Origin of the sequence: Mesorhizobium sp. M0437 (assembly GCF_040321335.1) — a bacterium.
Lineage (GTDB): Bacteria > Pseudomonadota > Alphaproteobacteria > Rhizobiales > Rhizobiaceae > Mesorhizobium.
In genome coordinates, this window is the sequence record NZ_JAMYRK010000040.1 from 16,857 (window position 1) to 33,234 (window position 16,378).

Sequence of the window (16,378 nt, forward strand, 5' to 3'; positions counted from 1 at the left end):
GTTCCGGGCATCCAAATCGCGATTAGCGGACGTAGAAAACTGGTAGGGCTACGTGAAGAACAAATCAAGAACATTGTAATCAAGCATATGCCAGATTGCGGAATGCCGAGGGCGTTGTCATGAGAGATCGTCCATTCCGCCACCTGAGATTTGTCGGCACTTTGCCGAAGAACCGCCGTTCGGCAGTTCCAGCCTATCGCGGAGTTCCTCCACCCAAAGCGTCAGAAGTTTTTCCGGGCTCCGGAGTAGCAGTTGTGATCGTAAGCGGACTTCTCGGATCGAGTTCCTCTTGCTCGTGCACGAGACCACTAGCGGCGAGGAGATCCGCCAAGCCAGCGATCACGCTCGCGTGCATGTCGCCGATAGGACCGGCCACGCCCCGCGTCGGTCTCCCGAAGCGGCGGAGCAGATCGGCGTCCATCATATGGGGGCGCAGCGGAATGTTGACGTCGGCAAGATGTCTTTCGAGGTGCCGGAATATGCGGATGCCTCCGGTGTCCATATCTCCCCAGTGAAACGTTGGCGCTTGCGCCTGGGCCGCCAGTCTTGTGATTGTCGCGAGCGTCGGCCGCGAGGGGAAGCCACCGGAATAGATGACGAGGGCCCGTTCGGACCGTGCGACCTCCCGGATGTGCCGGACGAATGACGTGAAGTTCTCGATCGTCAGGACGTAGTCGGGCTTCGTCAGGAGACTGATTCCGCCAACGCAGTCGGTCGGTATTCCGACATAGGGAATCGCCGGAAACGACCGCCCGTCCAGAGATACGTCACCGTGCATGAGGGTTGGTTGCGGCAAGCGCCTGATACCGGCGCTGGCAAGCAGCTCCTCCGGATCGAGCCGAGTCTGCTCGTCCATGCTCGCGAAGATCTTCGCCATTGCTGCGGCGACTTGCCGGACATTCCTCTCCAGCGCCTTACTGTCGCCGACCGTCAGCCGCGAGAACGTCCGGAAGTCCTGCTCCTCCTGCGGATCGCCCGACATGCGACTGCGTACTGCGATGGCGAGGCCGATCACGTTTGCAAGCGTTCGCCCGTCCCCATTCCGGACTCCGATGTGGGACACGCCCCGCGTCCAGGCCGCGACGGCGTCATCGATTAAGCTGGCGGCGCCGACCGGTAGCCCCGGTTGCGACCGGAGTTCTGCAGCGGCTTGGTATGCTAGCTCGCTAGCCGGCCGCCGTTGGAGCTTCCGGTAGAGTACCCCGGCATCCTTCAGCCTTGCACCTGTTACCCGACGTTCCGTCTTTGGACCGGTTTGGACCCGCTCGATCCCGCCTGCTCGCTCCAGCGCTGCGAGTTCCTCGTCGAAGGTGTCCCGCCGGTCCATGTTGGCGAACCCGTCATTATCGATCGAGGCAATCAGGTTTCTCGCGGCCGGATTGCGTTCGTGCCGCGTCAGCAGATCGTCGACGAGTGAACTGATGGTGGAATACCCGTGCCGGCTCATTCGGCGGCGCTCGCCTTGAGGCCGAGGCGTTCCGCGAGTTCTTCATCCGTCGCGTGCTGCGGATTGGCAGCGCGCATCTCCTCGCGGACACGGTCCTTGATTTGGATGGATTCGGCCAGGGAAATGTCACCGCCGCGGAATACGTCGATGATATAGTTTAGATTCTCGTAGACGACCGCACGTTTCTCGGTCGGCGCGGCGATGACTACCTGGAGGCCGATCGCGCGGTAGAAGTCCAGCAGTGTCCGCTGGTTGGGGCCATCCATCTTGCTGAAGGCCTCGTCGAATACGGCAAGGCCCATTCCGAGATCACTTGGAGAAGTCGCCTGGCGGACGCCGTGATAGGAGCTGGCGAGGGCCGCTCCGATGACGACGTAGAATGGCACCTGGCGTTCAGCACCGCTGGCCACGCCGCGTCGGCGGTCGAAGCTCGTTGTCCGTCCGGTCGCGACGTCGCGCATCCTGAGATCATAGGTGAAATAGCTGCGGTAATCTTGAAAGACTGTAAAGTCGAAGGATTCGTCGGCGAGGAGCTGCTCTATCTGTCTCAGCGCTCGCGCGTGCCGCTCGTCGCGAGGCGCGGCCCGGTCGAACAGGGCATCGAGCACGCGCTCGTCGGTCTCGCTGTCCTTGGCGAGATGATAGAGGTCGTCGAACTCCGGTTTGACGAGCTCCGCCAAACGATAGATCTCGCCGTGAAGGGGACGTGTACGGAGCGCCGCTGATAGCTTCTCCATCTCTGAATGAAGCTGCCCGAAACGGCTGTTCAGCTCATGAATGAAGGTCGTCTTGAAGAGACGCGAAATCCGATCTGCCGCCTCGTCCGCTTGCTCGCGGTACCGAATGAGCTCATTTCCTTCGAGCATCGCTATGCCAGTCGACACCCATGGCTTCACCGTGCCGATGATCGGCACGTCCGCGTAGCCCTCGAGTGCGTCGGGGAAGTCAATCGCATACCTTCCTAGAGCCGCCCTGATCTCGTGACCGAGCTCCCGATATCCCTGCTTCGCGTCGTCCGCTGCCTTCTCCATATCGGAAGCAATCCGAGCCGGGTTTCTAGCGGGATGGCCTTTATATCGCTCGCGGAGCGATCGAATTTGTGCCGCGGAGGTCACGACACTACGGAATTGTCGACGGCGATGGCCGAGGCACAGATAAGAGCCGACACTCTGCTCGCCCGCGCCTAGTCTTGTCTTGACCTCCTCAATCTTCGATCTGAGCGACGCGCGATTGTCGATTAGTTCATCGCGATCTGCCCTGAGACTGCTCAACAAGGTCTGCGACCGCTTCTCTGCGTCAAGTAGTTCAGGGTCGACCTGGGCCGATATCCGATCAAGTCGTCGCCGCGCATCGGCCAGCCTGTCGGCCAAATCCCCCTGTGCGAATGCGAGCGCTTCGAACTTGTCCTTTTCGCCGACCGGTCTACTGCAATCTTCGAGGCGTCGGATCGTGTCCTCGAAGAAGCGCTTCTTCTCAAGATGAATCCTCAAAAGCTGCGCCCGCTGTTCTATCCGCTCCCGTAGTGTGGACTCCATTAGTGGTGCCGCAGCCCGCCCAATCTTGAGGCCATCCGGCCGGCGTATCTCGGTAATCAGGCCGTCGTAATATGCACCGTCAGCCATAACGGCGCGGCCGCTGGATAGAAGCTCATCTTGGTTCTCCGCAAGTCGTACATTGCCTATTCTGAAGACTACGAACGCCATGGCCAGCTTGTCGTCACTGCCGATCATCGAAGCTAGTGTGCCGCCCTCGGCCACGGTCGGCCTCGACTGCAGCTTGCGGGTGTTGGCTACGCGGCATCCCGGATAGGTGTCCCGTCCATGCCGCAGGATCTCGGTTGCACGGTAGGCGTGCTCCGGATCGACAATTATGGCCTCGCGGTCGCGGGTGAGTAGCGCCTCAAGTGCATTGCGCCAACGTTCGTCGATTACCTCGGCGACCTCGCAGAGTGTGCGCGGCTTCATGCCTTCGCGGCGCAGAGCCTCCATAAGTTTCGACGTTGCGGTGCTAAGGGTAATCTGTCCCCGTTTGGCGTTGGCGAGCTGTTTGCTGTCCTCGGCTGTCTCGGCCTCAAGCTGCTTGACCCATACGATGGCGTCGTCTCGCTGGTCGGTCGCCTTTTCTGTCCGGGCGATCGCCGCTTCAGAAACCGCGTCCAGCAGCTCATCCATCTTCGCCGGATCGCGTGGCCAATCGGGCGGTGCGAGCCCGCGGCTGTCCTCCTCGACGCGTTCGAGCGCGCGGAGCAGTTCGCCCGGGTTTATGACGCTCAGCTTGTCGCGCAGCCCCAGGAGCTGGATCGCGCGCGCAGCGCGGAGGTGTCGAGCTGACAGACGCTCCATGATGTCAGCACGGTCTCGCTCCAGCCCCCTAATCTCCTGTTCGACGATGGCGCGCTGTCCCTGCGCGCCGGTCGCGGCAAGCTGTCGCTGAACGGACGCGAGCACCTCGGTCTCGCGCTCAATCTCCTCCTCCACCCGCGCGAACTCCTCCATGACTACATGCAACTCGTGCGACTTCGACTTTTGTTCACGGATGTTCGTCAACAGCCTGGCGAATCCTTCGATCAGCATGGCGGTCTTCTCGATCGCGCGGCAGGTGAGCTCCTCGGCGAGAAGTCGGTCGAACTCCACTATTTGGGCGCGGATTGCGCGAAGTGCTTCTAGTCTTCGGTTGAGGTCGGCAATGGTCTTTTGGATCTCACGGTAGCGGCGGATAGAATCGCGTAGCTCGGCGATGTCGATCGGCTTGGGCTCGAGCAGATAGCGGTGCACGAACTGTTCGACAGACGAGATGTCTGTGAAGGAGAGCGCGGCCACGAAAGTGCGAACGAACCGCTCGGGATCTGACGCCCGGCGCCCCGTGAACAACGCGCGCATGTACTCACGGATGAATGTCTTGGCATCGTCCGGCGTGTGCAACTGACCGCCCGCTTCGCCGCAGGCCTGATCGAGTCGACGGCGGACTACGGGCCAGACGGTTGGCCGGGATCCGTCTTGGCCGATATCCAGCAGCATCGAGGTGTCGACGCTGATCCCCTCGGCTACAAACCGTCCCACTACCTCTGTCTGTTGTCCGCGTGCGGCCTCAACACACAGCCCGAGGCTCACAGGCATCCGCCGCCTTTCCGAATCCTCGAAGACAAGCGCGATGTAGCTCCTTGCCTGGTTCCTGAGGAAAGTGTCCTCATTGAGTTGGCCGAGGCAGTAGCCCCCGAGGGTGCGGTCTGAACGGCCGCTGCTCTCGCCCGCCGATCGGTTGAACCGGTACAGACGAGACGAACCGCCCGCCATGATCGCCTGTATCAGATCGATGATCGTAGACTTGCCGGATCGGTTCTGGCCGAGGATGGCCGCATCGCCGGCCAGATCGAGGTCGGCCCTTACCATCATGTGCCAGTTAACGAGGACGATGCGCCGCAGTTCTATCATGCCTCGCCTCCCACCGTGGGCTGATCGTCCGCGTCCGGGTTCGGGGCAGTCGGGCGCGACAGGATCTGCTCGAGCGACGCGACGAAGTCGTCGCCGGCGATGCTCGTAACGAGCGCGCGAATGTCGAGATTCATATCCTGCGCGTCTGCGTCGAACTCACCGAGGCAAACAATCGCCTTCCGTTCGAGCCATCCGAAGCACATCCCGGAACTCGTTTGGCGCAAGGGCCGCGCGCCGACTTCCGGCGACTATGCCCTGATAGGCCACATAAGCCTCGTTAAGCGTCGTGCGGACGGTGCCGTTGGTGTAGATTTCGCCGAGTTGGAGTGCCTCTTCCCAGAGCCGTCGCATGAGGAGTAGGGCAATCGTCTCATCAATGCGCATCCTCGGCAGCGACGTGCGCTCCGGATCGGGTAGGATCCCCGCCCAGCCTTCAGTCTCCCGGTGGACGAGACGATAGCCGGCTACTTCAAAATAAGCCTCGACGAGCTTCGCGAGCTCAGGACGGTAAAGCGTTTCGAGCAACGTTGCGGCCCCACGGTCCTCAACGTGGACGAACTGGTTCCGCATTAGATGCGCAATGAACTGCGTGACCCGTAGGAAGCCACGGGGATTCGAATTTTCGAGGGCGTTGAACTCAAGCAGCATACTCGACCTCGAAAGTGATGCTGTCATCGAGGCGCTTCACGTGAAAGCCGCCGCAGTCTAGCCACTCGTTTGACACCGCCTCGTCGAACGCCGCGAGCTCGAACCTGCCCTCAAGCACTTTCGCGAGTCGCGAGCCGGCGTCAGCACCGAGGCCACCTGCAACCATCATTCGGACGGCTTCGAAGGCGAGGAAGTCGTCTACGGTTTCGATCCACATGGAGGCGGCCGTAGTTTCGCCAAAGGGCGGGACCCGCCTTTCGAGGAAACGGCTAACCTTTGCCGGCGTGATGGTCAGGCGATCCAAGTATGCCCGCTCGAGTTGACGTCTGAATTCGCGTATCGGATCGGGCGCCGGAAGAGCTAGGTCTGCGTCGGCGATCTCTGGCCGCGCCCCGCGTGGCTTCGCGAGGAGCTCGGGAGCGACCACAGTCAACCGAGGCTCAATCAATCCTCGGACCGTAAGATCGTCAACGCCCCGCGAAAGAGCGTCATCGAGGCCCTGGATCGCATGCTCGCTGCGCTGAACGAAGTTGGTTCGGCGCCCGGCATATCTGACCACGTTGCGCAGCCGCGTCTCGAGCCTGGACCGGTGTTGCTGGATCGCCTCGAAGGATTCCTCGATGCGCTCGAACACGCGGCGGATCCGGAACACGTCCTCCTGCACGAGGTCGCGCGCCGCTTGCCCATCAGGAACCAGCCTGGCCTCAAGGTACGCGTCTGCGATTGCTGCCAGATCAATCTCGGAATCCTCCAACTCATCGAGGGAGGCGATAATGGTCCGCCGATGCCGATAGGGATGCGCCGTGGTCGAGATGGACGTGTAGTCGCGCAGTAGCACCCGCTCGACGAAGTCCTCGAAGTAGTGCCGCAGCCGCTCGGCAAGCGTGTCCGAGGAGAGCACCTGCCGGTCAACTTCCCGCAGGGCCGCGAGCACGCTTCTTAGGTACCGTCCGAAACGTGCCGAGTCTTGGGCGGCCTTGTTGAGGCCCAGAGCGTTCTCGGCTGGCTTCTCGCGTACCGCGCGGATCGCGTTCCTCACCTCCACCACTAGGCCGCCGAGTTGCTCGGCGCCGCCCTCCTTCAGGGAGCACAGGAATTCGGCGAGACGCATCGCGCCGGACGGCATCTCTACGGTCGTCTTAAGCCCATAGCTCGCCTCGTCCAGCCAGCCCGTCTGCAACATCCGGTTATAGATATGGCGAGAGCGGCTAATCGCGCTCCCGGTGGCCTCATCATCAACGCCTGCGACGCGGCGACGTCTAACCCGTCGGCCGGTTCGCGTGATGAGACGGTCTAGGTCGACGGCAGCTTCGTCCTCAGCCCAAAGGCCGGGCTCCCGCGAGACACAGTCGTAGATCACGCCGACCACCTCCGCCTCGGTCGGGAACAGCAGGTCCAACCGGTAGAGGCCGTCGTAGACGGCAAGGATTGCCCGCTCATAGAGCAGCCGGTTCCCGCCAGAGAACACCGTAAAGACGTCCGGGCCGAGTTGGCCGAAGAGTTGCGGACGCGATGCATCCGATACTGAAGATACTGCGGACTTTGCCAAGACTCCCACCCCTAAAGACGAAGTTGACGGGAGCCCGTCTGAAGGTCAAGTGCTTAAGGATGATGCCTGCCGGTAAGACACAAAAAATGGTTCAAACAGGCTTCGGGCAATGATGAACAAACGGCTGTTTTGTGATATTGGACATCAGCGTTGGCGTCCAGAATGAGGGCGCTAACCCGCCGCTCCGCTCCCCCACGGGCCATGGAAAGCACCCTGCCCATCGATGCGCTCGAAGCCGTGCGCGCCGAAGAAATCGCGCTGCGCCTGGATCAGGTTCGAAGTGCCGCGGCCCTGCCGGTAACTGTCGAAATAGGCAAGTGCAGATGACAGGGCCGGCACCGGCGAGCCGGCTTCGGCCGCCCTTGCGACGACACGGCGAAGCGACGGATGCGCCTCCTGCATCAATGAGACGAAAGCCGGCGCCATCAACAGGTTGGTGGCTGCGCCGCCGCCGCCGAAGGCCTCCGCCATCGTATCCAGCAATTGCGAGCGGATGATGCAGCCGGCCCGCCAGATCTTGGCGATGACCGGCATCGGCAGGTTCCAGTTGAATTCCTTCGACGCGCCGCTCATCACCGCGAAGCCTTGCGCGTAGGCGGCGATCTTGCCGGCAAACAGAGCCAGCTCGAGATCGGCGAGCACGGCGTCCCTGTCTCGGGAAATCTTGCTAACACCGCCGCCATAGACCTTTTCGGCGGCAAGCCGCTCGTCCTTGATCGACGACAGTACGCGTGCCGCCACAGCCGCCTCGATCGCGGTGGCCGGGATGCCGAGCTGCTGCGCCTCGATCACCGACCATTTGCCGGTGCCTTTCTGGCCGGCGCGGTCGAGGATGATGTCGACCACCGGTTTGCCGGTCTTGGGATCGTCGGCGGCCAGCACCTTGGCGGTGATCTCGATCAGGTACGAATTGAGCCTGCCCGTGTTCCACTGGGAAAACACCTCAGCGATCTCTTTCGGCCCCATGCCGAGCCCGTCGCGCAAGATGCCGTAGATCTCGGCGATCATCTGCATGTCGGCATATTCGATGCCGTTGTGGATGGTCTTGACGAAATGGCCGGCGCCGTCGGTGCCAAGCCACGCCGCGCAAGGCTCGCCCTTGAACTTGGCCGAGATCGCGGTCAGCACCTTTTCGACGCGCTTCCAGGACTCTTCGGTGCCGCCGACCATGATCGAGGGACCGTGGCGTGCGCCCTCCTCGCCGCCGGACACGCCCATGCCGATGAAGGTCAGGCCCGAATCGGTAAGCTCGGAGAAGCGCCGCATCGTATCGCGGAAATTGGCATTGCCGGCGTCGATGACGATGTCGTTGGCCGACAGCACGCCGCGCAATGCCGCGATCTGCTCGTCGACCGGCTTGCCGGCCAGCACCATGATGATGATCGGCCGCGGCGGCCGGATCGCGGCGGCCAGTTCTTCGAGGCTGTAGCAGGGCACCACCCTATCCCGAAGCGCGCCGGCATTTTCGACAAAGGCATCGGTGCGCGCCGCGGTGCGATTGAAGACGGCGATGCGGTGCCCCTTCTCGGCGATGTTGAGCGCCAGATTGGAGCCCATCGTGCCAAGGCCGATCAGGCCTATTTCGGCTTTTTCCATCGTTTCTTCCCTGCTTTCGGATCTTGTTGGTTTGAGCCCGCGATTGGGTTGGACGCCCATTCTTGATGGCGATGATTGACGGGGGTTCGCGGCCGCGTCAACCGCCTCGCCGAATTGTCTTGCAGCCGGGGCGTGTTGAGATGCAGGTCAGGCCGAGCCGGGGTCGAAGACGGGCGCGTAAGCGACCAAACAGGTGGTTTCCGAGAACCGGAGCGGAGCGTACTTAAGTACGTGATCACCGGAAGCGCAGGATACCGCCATTTGCAGGCCGGCACCACCTGAATATCAGCACGTCACTCCGGCCTGATGTCGATCGGCGCCTCTATCTTCACCATCTCGAAATCCGAGACCAGGATATCGAGCCGCGCCGTCCACCGGCCGGCGACCGGAATGTCGAGATCGTCAACGCGCCAGGTGCCGTCGCCGGGATTCGTCGCCGGGCGCTTGATGGGTTCGATGCCGGAATCGGGCTTTGACAGCACCAGCGTTACCTGCTTGGCGTCGAGCGGGCCGAAATCGCCGGTCATGATGAAGATCGAAGCGGCAACAGGTCCGGTGTGCCCGGGCGCAATGCTGAGGTCGGCCATCGCTTGCAGCGTGTGGATATGCACCGATGCCGGCTGTGCCGCGGCGATCGCCAGCGCCCGCGGCGGCGGCGTGAAGCGCCAGCCGGCGGCAACGCCGAAGATCGCCAGCACAACCAGCACCTCGATGGCGATCGAGCGGGCCAGCCGCCGCTGGACTTCCGTTTCGCCCGCCTCAGCCGGGGCCGTAAGCTTGAAGCGATTGACGGCGGCGAGCGTGAACAGAAAGACGAGCAGCACCAGCTTGAGCAGCAGCAGCCTGCCGTAAGCGGTATGGACCAGCGCCGACGGCGTTTGCACCTGGATGACGGCGAGCACGATGCCGGCTGCCGCAAGCACCGCCACGACGAACAGGATCGCTCGTGAAAACCGGCGCAGCAACGGCCCGGCTTTGTCCGGCTGCCGTTTCAAGGCAAGACCGAGCGGCGCCAGCGCCCCGGACCAAATCGCGATACCAGTGGCGTGCAGAAACACCATCGGCCGGGTCAGCCATTGCGGCTCGGCGGCACTGGCATGCCCGCTGGCGGCAAGTGCTGCGCCAACGCCAACCAGTCCGGCCAAGGCCAGCGGCTTTGCGTCGGCGGGCGGCACGACCAGCGATAATAGGCTCAGGCCGAGCGCCATCAGCGCGATCAGCACCGTCCAGCCGAAGCTGGTGCCAAGCCCGGTCTGCCAGATGACCGGCTGCGCCAGCCGGGCAAGCGGCGCACCGAGCGCATCCAGCCCCTGGAAACCGAGCGACAGCGGTGCCGCCGCCAACCCGCACAGGATCGCAGCGACGATCATGTTCCGGCCGGATCGACCGCCTTGCGCCAGCCAGCCTAGCGCAAAGGCACCGCCGACACCGAAAAACAGGCCGATGTATAGAAAAACCTTGCCGATCCAGATCGCCGTTCGAAGCGCCCGGTCGACAGCTTCGGAGGCGGCCGGCGCAGCACTCGGTGCACCGACCGAGAACAGCACCGAGCCGCCGACCGGATGCCCGTCGGCGGAGATTACCCGCCAGCTCAGCACATGCGAGCCGGATTTCAGCGCCTGCGGATTGTCGATCTCGACGGTCTGGCCGCTGAGCCGGAAAGAGCTCAGCGGGACCGCCGTGCCGTCGGGCCGCACCAGCGTCAGCACCAGCGGCGAAACCGGCTCGCTGAAGGTCAGCGACATTTGCGACGGGCTCTGCGCCAGCACCGCACCGTCAGCCGGCTCGGCCTTGATCAGCGCCGCATGGGCGAAGGCTGCGTTTGGCGCGGCAATGGTGGCAAGCAGCACAATCGCGGCCAGCAGGCCGATGGCAAGCCGGCCGGTTGTGCAGGCCGTTCGCACGATGGATGCCGCGCTCATGTCACCGCCACAAAGACAGCGGCGCGCTCTTTCGGATAGAGCGCGCCGCGTAAGGATCACTTCTTCGGCAGCAGCTTGAGGCCGGGCGCCGGAAATTCCAGCGCGTCCTCAGCCTGCCCGGCCGCCGGAACCTCGATCCAGCGATCTGCAATGCCGTCACATTCCTGCACCACCGGGAAATGCAGCATCTGGCCTGCCGGCAGGTCGGACGCCAGTGTCGCGCGAAAGACGAATTCGTCGTAGAATTCGTCCGGCAGGCTGCCGGCGCTCCAGTCGACCTCCTTGACGCCGCTGGTCACTGCCTGGCCGTAGAGCTGGTAGGACTTTTCGTATTTGCCGTTCTTGACCTGCAGTGTCCAACCCGGCTTCGGCATCGGTTTGACCGAAAGCACCCCTTCCGGGATCTGCACGCGCACGGCGGTCGTCGCCTTGCCCTCGCAACCATGCGGCACCCGAAGAACCGCCTTGTAGGTCGAGCCCACCGCCGCCTCCGGCGTTTCGAGCGTGATGTGGGCAAAGGCCGCGCTGGTCCCGAGGACAAGAAGCACGCAGCCGGGCAAAAGAGATTTCTTCATGATGCTACCTCTCGAAGCGGCCAAGTCAGTCGTCGTCCTGGGGCGCCGCGCTGCCGATGCCTTGCACGGCGAATTCAATCTGCAGGGGCCCGGCTTTTTCGAAGGTCAGCGTGGCGGAGAACGTTTCGCCCTCCTTGGGCTGCCGCTTCAAATCCATGAACATCAAATGATAGCCGTTAGGCGCCAGCGCGACCTTGCCGCCAGCCGGGATTTCGAGGCCGCCGGTGACCGGCCGCATGGTCATGACGCCATTGCTGACGCCCATCTCGTGCAGTTCGGCCTTGGCCGAAATGTCGGAGGTGATCGACAGCAGGCGATCCGCCGCACTGCCGGTGTTGGTGATGGTGAAGTAGCCGCCGGCCACCTTGGCGCCGGCTGGCGTGGCGCGCGACCAGGGGTGCCCGATCTCGAGATCGCCAAGCTTGAACTCGTGTGCCAACACCGTCTGGGCGCTGGCGAACAGGACGGCAAGAACGCAAAGGGCGATGCCGAGACGCTGCTCGAAACGACCCAGTGCGAAGCGCCTGCGGCTGGATGCGGCAGCGCGAAAAGAGTGAGACATGATTGCTCCGTGGACTTTAAGGGGGATCGCGCCGATGGCCGGTCGCGAACGATGTCAATAAACGCGCCGGCAAAGCGTTGCGCGGCGCGAACCAGAACGGATCAGGCCGTCGCCGGTGGTGCACGCGGATTGGATGGAGTGCGGGCGCGGGCGAAATCGCGATGCCGGAAGGCCGGCAGGATAAAGGCGATGGTTTCGACGGAAAGGCTGCGAGCCAGGCTCCCGGCGGCATCGGGTGGCGCGTAGACCGCCGAAACGAGGTTGCAGCCAAGCATGCAGCAAGCCGGCATGTGCTGCTGATGCGGATCGCCGGCGGGGAGTTGCGCCGCACCGTCATGGGTGCAGATCGTGTTGCCGAAAGCATCGAATTGCGAGGCGTTCGGCGCGACGCCGGACGCAAACGCGCCGAACATCGACTGGAGCATGAAAAGCCAGGCCGCGGCGAACGCGACCGGCATGCTCCATCGTCTCCGGCGTATGGTCAAGAACCAGCCTCTTCACGCAGCAACGTCAGCTCTCTAGCACGGAGCCGGCGGCCGGAAAATCGCCAAAACGTTGCTGCGGCAACGCAACACAATCACGCGCGTTGCGGCTGCCTGCCCTCGGGAATCGACGTCAGCAGCGTGTGGCGGGCCGATTTCAGGTGCTTGCGGCAGGCGGCGTCGACCTTGGCGAGATCGCGCGATTTGAGCGCGGCGATATAGGCGAGATGCTCCTGGACCGCGACTTCGTTGCGCTCGCGCTCCTGCGCCTTGTTCCACTGGTAGTGGTAGTGGAAGATCATGGCGATGACGTCGTAGAAATCGACGATGAAGCGGTTGTGCGACGCCCGATGGATCAGCCGGTGAAAGCGCTCGTCAAGCTCGGAGAATTCGTTGAAGCGCACGGCGATCTCGCGCTCCAGCCGGTGATGCTCGTCTTCCAGGCGGTCGAGGTCGGCCCACACCGGGCTGTCCTCGGGCAGAGCGGCAAAGGCTGCGGCCGAGCGCAGTTCGAACATCTCGCGGATTTCGGTCAACTCCAGCGCGAAGGCGCGGGTAAAGCCTTTCAGCACCCAGTGACTGTTGCGGCGCTTCTCGATCAGCCCAAAGCGCGAGAAGCGGATCAGGAATTCGCGCACGCTGGTGGTGCCGACGCCGATCTCACGCGCCAGTTCGAGCTCGTTGATCTGCATGCCGGCTTCGGCACCGCTGGCAAGCAGCCGCCGCATGAAGGAGCGCTCGATGATCTCGGCCAGCGTGTCGGTTTCTTCCTCGGGGAAGAAATCGTCCGGTCGCGGTTCGCGCAGGACCGTCTTGCTGCGCTTGTTCCAATCGATCAGCCCGGTTTCTTCCATGCGCGCAAGGATAGTGCGGACCGTCGTGCGGCTGACGCCGAGCAGCGTACCCAGCTCCGGCTCCGAAGGCAGGCTCCTGGTTTCGTCGAGCAGCCTCAGACCGCGATTATAGGCGTCCTTGTAAACGTTGTTGCTCTTCGACATCCCCTGCCCCGTGGCGCATCGGCGTTTGCGGCCAGTGTGAAGCGTTTCTCGCGCATGAAACCGGTACCTTTTCGGAAAACATCATGCGCAACGCTAGTTTTGGTTGTAGAGCCTACTTCTCGCATCCAAAAGACGCGTCGCGCTCTGGCGAAAAAACAATTGACGCAAAAATGTTTTTTCACGATAAAAGACATTATATGTTAAGAGCCGCGTGTCAATCCGCTCGCGCACCCAGGAACACACCCAGGAAGCTCCCGTGAACGCCGCAAACAGCATTCTTCTGTCTCCCGCCGACAATGTCGCGGTCGCCAATGGCCGCATCGAGATCGGCACCGTGCTGCCGGGCGGCGCCGTCGCCGCCGCAGTGATCGAGCCGGGCCACAAAGTGGCGATCAAGCCGATTGCGGCCGGCGAGGCCGTGGTCAAATACGCCCAGGCGATCGGCCGCGCCACGCAAAACATCGCGCCCGGCGAGCATGTCCATTCGCACAATCTGGTCTTCGAAAGCGGGCGTTTGCCGGTGGTGCCGCCGAGCGAGGCAGTGCATGCGACCGAGGCCGACCGCGCCCGCACCTTCATGGGCTACCGCCGCGCCGACGGCCGCGCCGGCACGCGCAACTTCGTCGGCATTCTCGCCAGCGTCAATTGCTCGGCCACCGTCTGCCATGCCATCGCCGACGCCGCGAACCGCACCCTTCTGCCGCAATATCCCGGCATCGACGGCTTCGTCCCGATCGTCCACGGCCAGGGCTGCGGCATGAGCGCCACCGGCGACGGCATGATGGTGCTACACCGCACGCTGGCCGGCTACGCCCGTCACCCGAATTTCGGCGGCGTGCTGATGGTCGGGCTCGGCTGCGAGGTCAACCAGCTCACCCTCTACGGCCAGAAGGGCGTTGCCGCGGGAAAACGTCATTTCAACATCCAGGAAGCCGGCGGCTCGCGCAAATCGGTCGAGAAGGCGTTGATCGTGCTGGCCGAGATCGCCGAGGAGGTCGGCAAGCTTCAGCGTGAGCCGATCCCGGTCAGCGAGATCGTCGTCGGCCTGCAATGCGGCGGCTCCGACGGCATGTCCGGCATCACCGCCAATCCGGCGCTGGGTGCCGCGGTCGACATCCTGGCCGGCGTCGGCGGCATCGGCATCCTTTCCGAGACGACGGAGATCTATGGCGCCGAGCACCTGCTCGCCTATCGCGCCGCAACCCCCGAGATCGCCGCCAAGCTTGACGGTTATGTGAAATGGTGGGAAGACCACGTCGCCAAGCATGGCGCATCGATCGACAACAATCCCTCACCGGGTAACAAGCGCGGCGGCCTGACCACCATCCTGGAAAAGTCGCTCGGCGCGGTCGCCAAGGGCGGCCAGACGCCGCTCAACGGCGTCTTCGGCTATGCCGAAAAGGTCACCGGGCACGGGCTGGTGTTCATGGACACGCCCGGCTACGACCCGGTCTCGGCCACCGGCCAGGTGGCGGGCGGCGCCAACGTCATCGTCTTCACCACAGGCCGCGGCTCCTGCTTCGGCTGCCGGCCGACGCCGTCGATCAAGGTCGCCAGCAACTCGACCATGTATCACACGATGGAAGAGGACATGGACGTGAATTGCGGCGTCATCGCCTCGGGCGAAAAGACCATCGCCGGCATGGGCCGCGAGATCTTCGAACTGATCGTCGAGACGGCTTCGGGCCGCAAGACCAAGAGCGAAGAGTTCGGCTACGGCGACAACGAGTTCGTGCCGTGGCACCTCGGAGCGACGCTCTAAGCCGGACCATGCGCAACAGTCGCGAACACCTGACGTGATCGCCAGGTGTCACAGTTCCAACGCTCCCGAAAAAGAATGAACATTCCATATTGACTGGATGATGGAATTAATATTCCATGCAGCATATTGGAGGAGATTGGCAGCGGAGTTCCGACAGAAAAAACTCTTCCGTCCAGCCATTCGAAGCGGCCATCAAACAGCGCTTGCGCCGACCGAGATGATACACTATCAAAATGCGGTAAATGTTTTTTATTGATAAAGTTCCGTTTGGGCCGCGCCATCCGAATGGAGCTTCCGTAACATTCACCGGGCGACTTAGGGAGGACTCCTAATGAAATTCGTGACCAGCATTCTCAATCGCCGCGCCTTCGTGGCACTCGCAGCCGCCTCGATGCTTGCCGGCGTGATGCATTCGGCCCCGGCATCCGCGGCCGACGTGACCATTCCGATCATCGTCAAGGACACCACGTCCTTCTACTGGCAGATCGTTCTGGCCGGTGCCCGCAAGGCTGGCAAGGACCTCGGCGTCAACGTGCCGGAACTCGGCGCCCAGGCAGAGACCGACGTCAACGGCCAGATCTCGATCCTCGAAAATGCCGTCGCCGGCAACCCGGCCGCCGTCGTCATCGCGCCGACCGAAGCCAAGGCGCTCGGCAAGCCGATCGACGAGGCCGCCACCAAGGTCAAGATCATCGGTATCGACTCCGGTGCCGACTCCAAGGCCTTCACGTCGTTCCTGACCACCGACAACATCCAGGGCGGCCGCGTTGCCGCTGACGGCCTTGCCGCAGCCATCGGCGAAGCCAATGGCGGCAAGGTCGAGGGCGACGTCGCCCTGATCACCGCGCTTCCGGGCGCCGGCTCGCTCGAACAGCGCGCCCAGGGTTTCAAGGAACAGCTCGCCGCCAAATATCCCGGCCTCAAGCTGGTCGCCGACAAATACGCCGACGGCCAGGCCACCACCGGCCTCAACATTGCCACCGACCTGATCACCGCCAACCCCAATCTCAAGGGCATCTTCGCCTCCAACCTGATCATGGCGCAGGGCGTCGGTCAGGCGATCGCCGAGAACAGCCTCTCAGGCAAGGTCGGGCTGGTCGGCTTCGACAGCGACGAGAAGCTGATCAAGTTCCTCAATGACGGCGTCATTTCGGCGCTCGTCGTCCAGGATCCGTACCGGATGGGCTATGACGGCATCAAGACGGCGCTTGCCGCCTCGAAGGGCGAGAAGGTCGAGGCCAATGTCGACACGGGCGCCAATTTGGTCACCAAGGCCAACATGAAGGATCCGAAGATCGACGCGCTGCTCAACCCGAAGCTCGACTGAGCATAGCCGCAAGTGAACTGTTTCCGGGGCCTTTTCGCCCCGGAAACATCCCACTCGTGCCAATCGCGAGGCCAATCTT

At 63.0% G+C, this 16,378-nt stretch carries 13 protein-coding genes; 2 read left to right on the top strand and 11 right to left on the bottom strand.

What is annotated here, in order from left to right; genetic code table 11:
- Positions 1-193: 193 nt before the first annotated feature.
- From NKI72_RS22585 to NKI72_RS22635, 11 genes are all read right to left on the bottom strand, one after another.
- A complete protein-coding gene (locus NKI72_RS22585) occupies positions 194-1,447 on the bottom strand; it encodes a Wadjet anti-phage system protein JetD domain-containing protein (protein WP_352834342.1) in 1,254 nt (417 codons plus the stop codon).
- The gene (locus NKI72_RS22590) at positions 1,444-4,878 is read right to left on the bottom strand and encodes an SbcC/MukB-like Walker B domain-containing protein (protein WP_352834339.1); all 3,435 of its coding nucleotides are present in this window, start codon (positions 4,876-4,878) and stop codon (positions 1,444-1,446) included. Before NKI72_RS22590 ends, NKI72_RS22585 begins: the two co-directional genes overlap by 4 nt.
- Positions 4,875-5,012, bottom strand: a complete 138-nt coding sequence (locus NKI72_RS22595; RefSeq protein ID WP_352850948.1) for a hypothetical protein — start codon at positions 5,010-5,012, stop codon at positions 4,875-4,877. Before NKI72_RS22595 ends, NKI72_RS22590 begins: the two co-directional genes overlap by 4 nt.
- A 22-nt stretch (positions 5,013-5,034) precedes the next feature.
- Complete coding sequence (locus NKI72_RS22600; RefSeq protein ID WP_352850949.1) at positions 5,035-5,526, bottom strand: DUF4194 domain-containing protein; 492 nt, start codon at positions 5,524-5,526, stop codon at positions 5,035-5,037.
- Complete coding sequence (locus tag NKI72_RS22605) at positions 5,516-7,075, bottom strand: Wadjet anti-phage system protein JetA family protein (RefSeq protein ID WP_352850951.1); 1,560 nt, start codon at positions 7,073-7,075, stop codon at positions 5,516-5,518. The genes NKI72_RS22600 and NKI72_RS22605 overlap by 11 nt, the downstream gene beginning before the upstream one ends.
- 171 nt (positions 7,076-7,246) lie before the next feature.
- Positions 7,247-8,671 (bottom strand): NADP-dependent phosphogluconate dehydrogenase, encoded by a 1,425-nt coding sequence (gene gnd, locus NKI72_RS22610; RefSeq protein ID WP_352834331.1) that lies wholly within the window; start codon positions 8,669-8,671, stop codon positions 7,247-7,249.
- A 293-nt stretch (positions 8,672-8,964) separates the two neighbouring features.
- On the bottom strand, positions 8,965-10,593 hold the full coding sequence (locus NKI72_RS22615; protein WP_352850953.1) for a copper resistance CopC/CopD family protein: 1,629 nt from the start codon (positions 10,591-10,593) through the stop codon (positions 8,965-8,967).
- Positions 10,594-10,649: 56 nt separating this feature from the next.
- Positions 10,650-11,168, bottom strand: coding sequence for a YcnI family copper-binding membrane protein (locus NKI72_RS22620; protein ID WP_352834325.1), 519 nt, complete (start codon positions 11,166-11,168; stop codon positions 10,650-10,652).
- Positions 11,169-11,193: 25 nt separating this feature from the next.
- Positions 11,194-11,730, bottom strand: coding sequence for a copper chaperone PCu(A)C (locus tag NKI72_RS22625; RefSeq protein ID WP_352834322.1), 537 nt, complete (start codon positions 11,728-11,730; stop codon positions 11,194-11,196).
- A 101-nt stretch (positions 11,731-11,831) separates the two neighbouring features.
- Positions 11,832-12,188, bottom strand: coding sequence for a DUF2946 family protein (locus NKI72_RS22630; RefSeq protein ID WP_352766986.1), 357 nt, complete (start codon positions 12,186-12,188; stop codon positions 11,832-11,834).
- 119 nt (positions 12,189-12,307) lie between these two features.
- Positions 12,308-13,210: a GntR family transcriptional regulator gene (locus NKI72_RS22635; protein ID WP_352448373.1), complete on the bottom strand. Its 903-nt coding sequence runs from the start codon at positions 13,208-13,210 to the stop codon at positions 12,308-12,310.
- 256 nt (positions 13,211-13,466) lie between these two features.
- On the opposite strand from NKI72_RS22635, the gene NKI72_RS22640 reads away from it, so the two are divergent.
- Positions 13,467-14,972: a UxaA family hydrolase gene (locus tag NKI72_RS22640; protein ID WP_352743024.1), complete on the top strand. Its 1,506-nt coding sequence runs from the start codon at positions 13,467-13,469 to the stop codon at positions 14,970-14,972.
- 331 nt (positions 14,973-15,303) lie between these two features.
- Positions 15,304-16,299, top strand: a complete 996-nt coding sequence (locus NKI72_RS22645) for an ABC transporter substrate-binding protein (protein WP_352491760.1) — start codon at positions 15,304-15,306, stop codon at positions 16,297-16,299.
- The last annotated feature ends 79 nt before the right edge of the window (positions 16,300-16,378 follow it).

What these genes read in the sequence shown, in the direction of transcription:
- NKI72_RS22600 (WP_352850949.1), bottom strand. Translation starts at nt 5,526, where the DNA reads ATGCTGCTTGAGTTCAACGCCCTCGAAAATTCGAATCCCCGTGGCTTC.
- NKI72_RS22635 (WP_352448373.1), bottom strand. Translation starts at nt 13,210, where the DNA reads ATGTCGAAGAGCAACAACGTTTACAAGGACGCCTATAATCGCGGTCTG.
- NKI72_RS22645 (WP_352491760.1), top strand. Translation starts at nt 15,304, where the DNA reads ATGAAATTCGTGACCAGCATTCTCAATCGCCGCGCCTTCGTGGCACTC.
- NKI72_RS22625 (WP_352834322.1), bottom strand. Translation starts at nt 11,730, where the DNA reads ATGTCTCACTCTTTTCGCGCTGCCGCATCCAGCCGCAGGCGCTTCGCA.
- NKI72_RS22620 (WP_352834325.1), bottom strand. Translation starts at nt 11,168, where the DNA reads ATGAAGAAATCTCTTTTGCCCGGCTGCGTGCTTCTTGTCCTCGGGACC.
- NKI72_RS22595 (WP_352850948.1), bottom strand. Translation starts at nt 5,012, where the DNA reads ATGAATCTCGACATTCGCGCGCTCGTTACGAGCATCGCCGGCGACGAC.
- NKI72_RS22615 (WP_352850953.1), bottom strand. Translation starts at nt 10,593, where the DNA reads ATGAGCGCGGCATCCATCGTGCGAACGGCCTGCACAACCGGCCGGCTT.
- NKI72_RS22630 (WP_352766986.1), bottom strand. Translation starts at nt 12,188, where the DNA reads ATGCCGGTCGCGTTCGCCGCGGCCTGGCTTTTCATGCTCCAGTCGATG.
- NKI72_RS22585 (WP_352834342.1), bottom strand. Translation starts at nt 1,447, where the DNA reads ATGAGCCGGCACGGGTATTCCACCATCAGTTCACTCGTCGACGATCTG.
- NKI72_RS22590 (WP_352834339.1), bottom strand. Translation starts at nt 4,878, where the DNA reads ATGATAGAACTGCGGCGCATCGTCCTCGTTAACTGGCACATGATGGTA.
- gnd (WP_352834331.1), bottom strand. Translation starts at nt 8,671, where the DNA reads ATGGAAAAAGCCGAAATAGGCCTGATCGGCCTTGGCACGATGGGCTCC.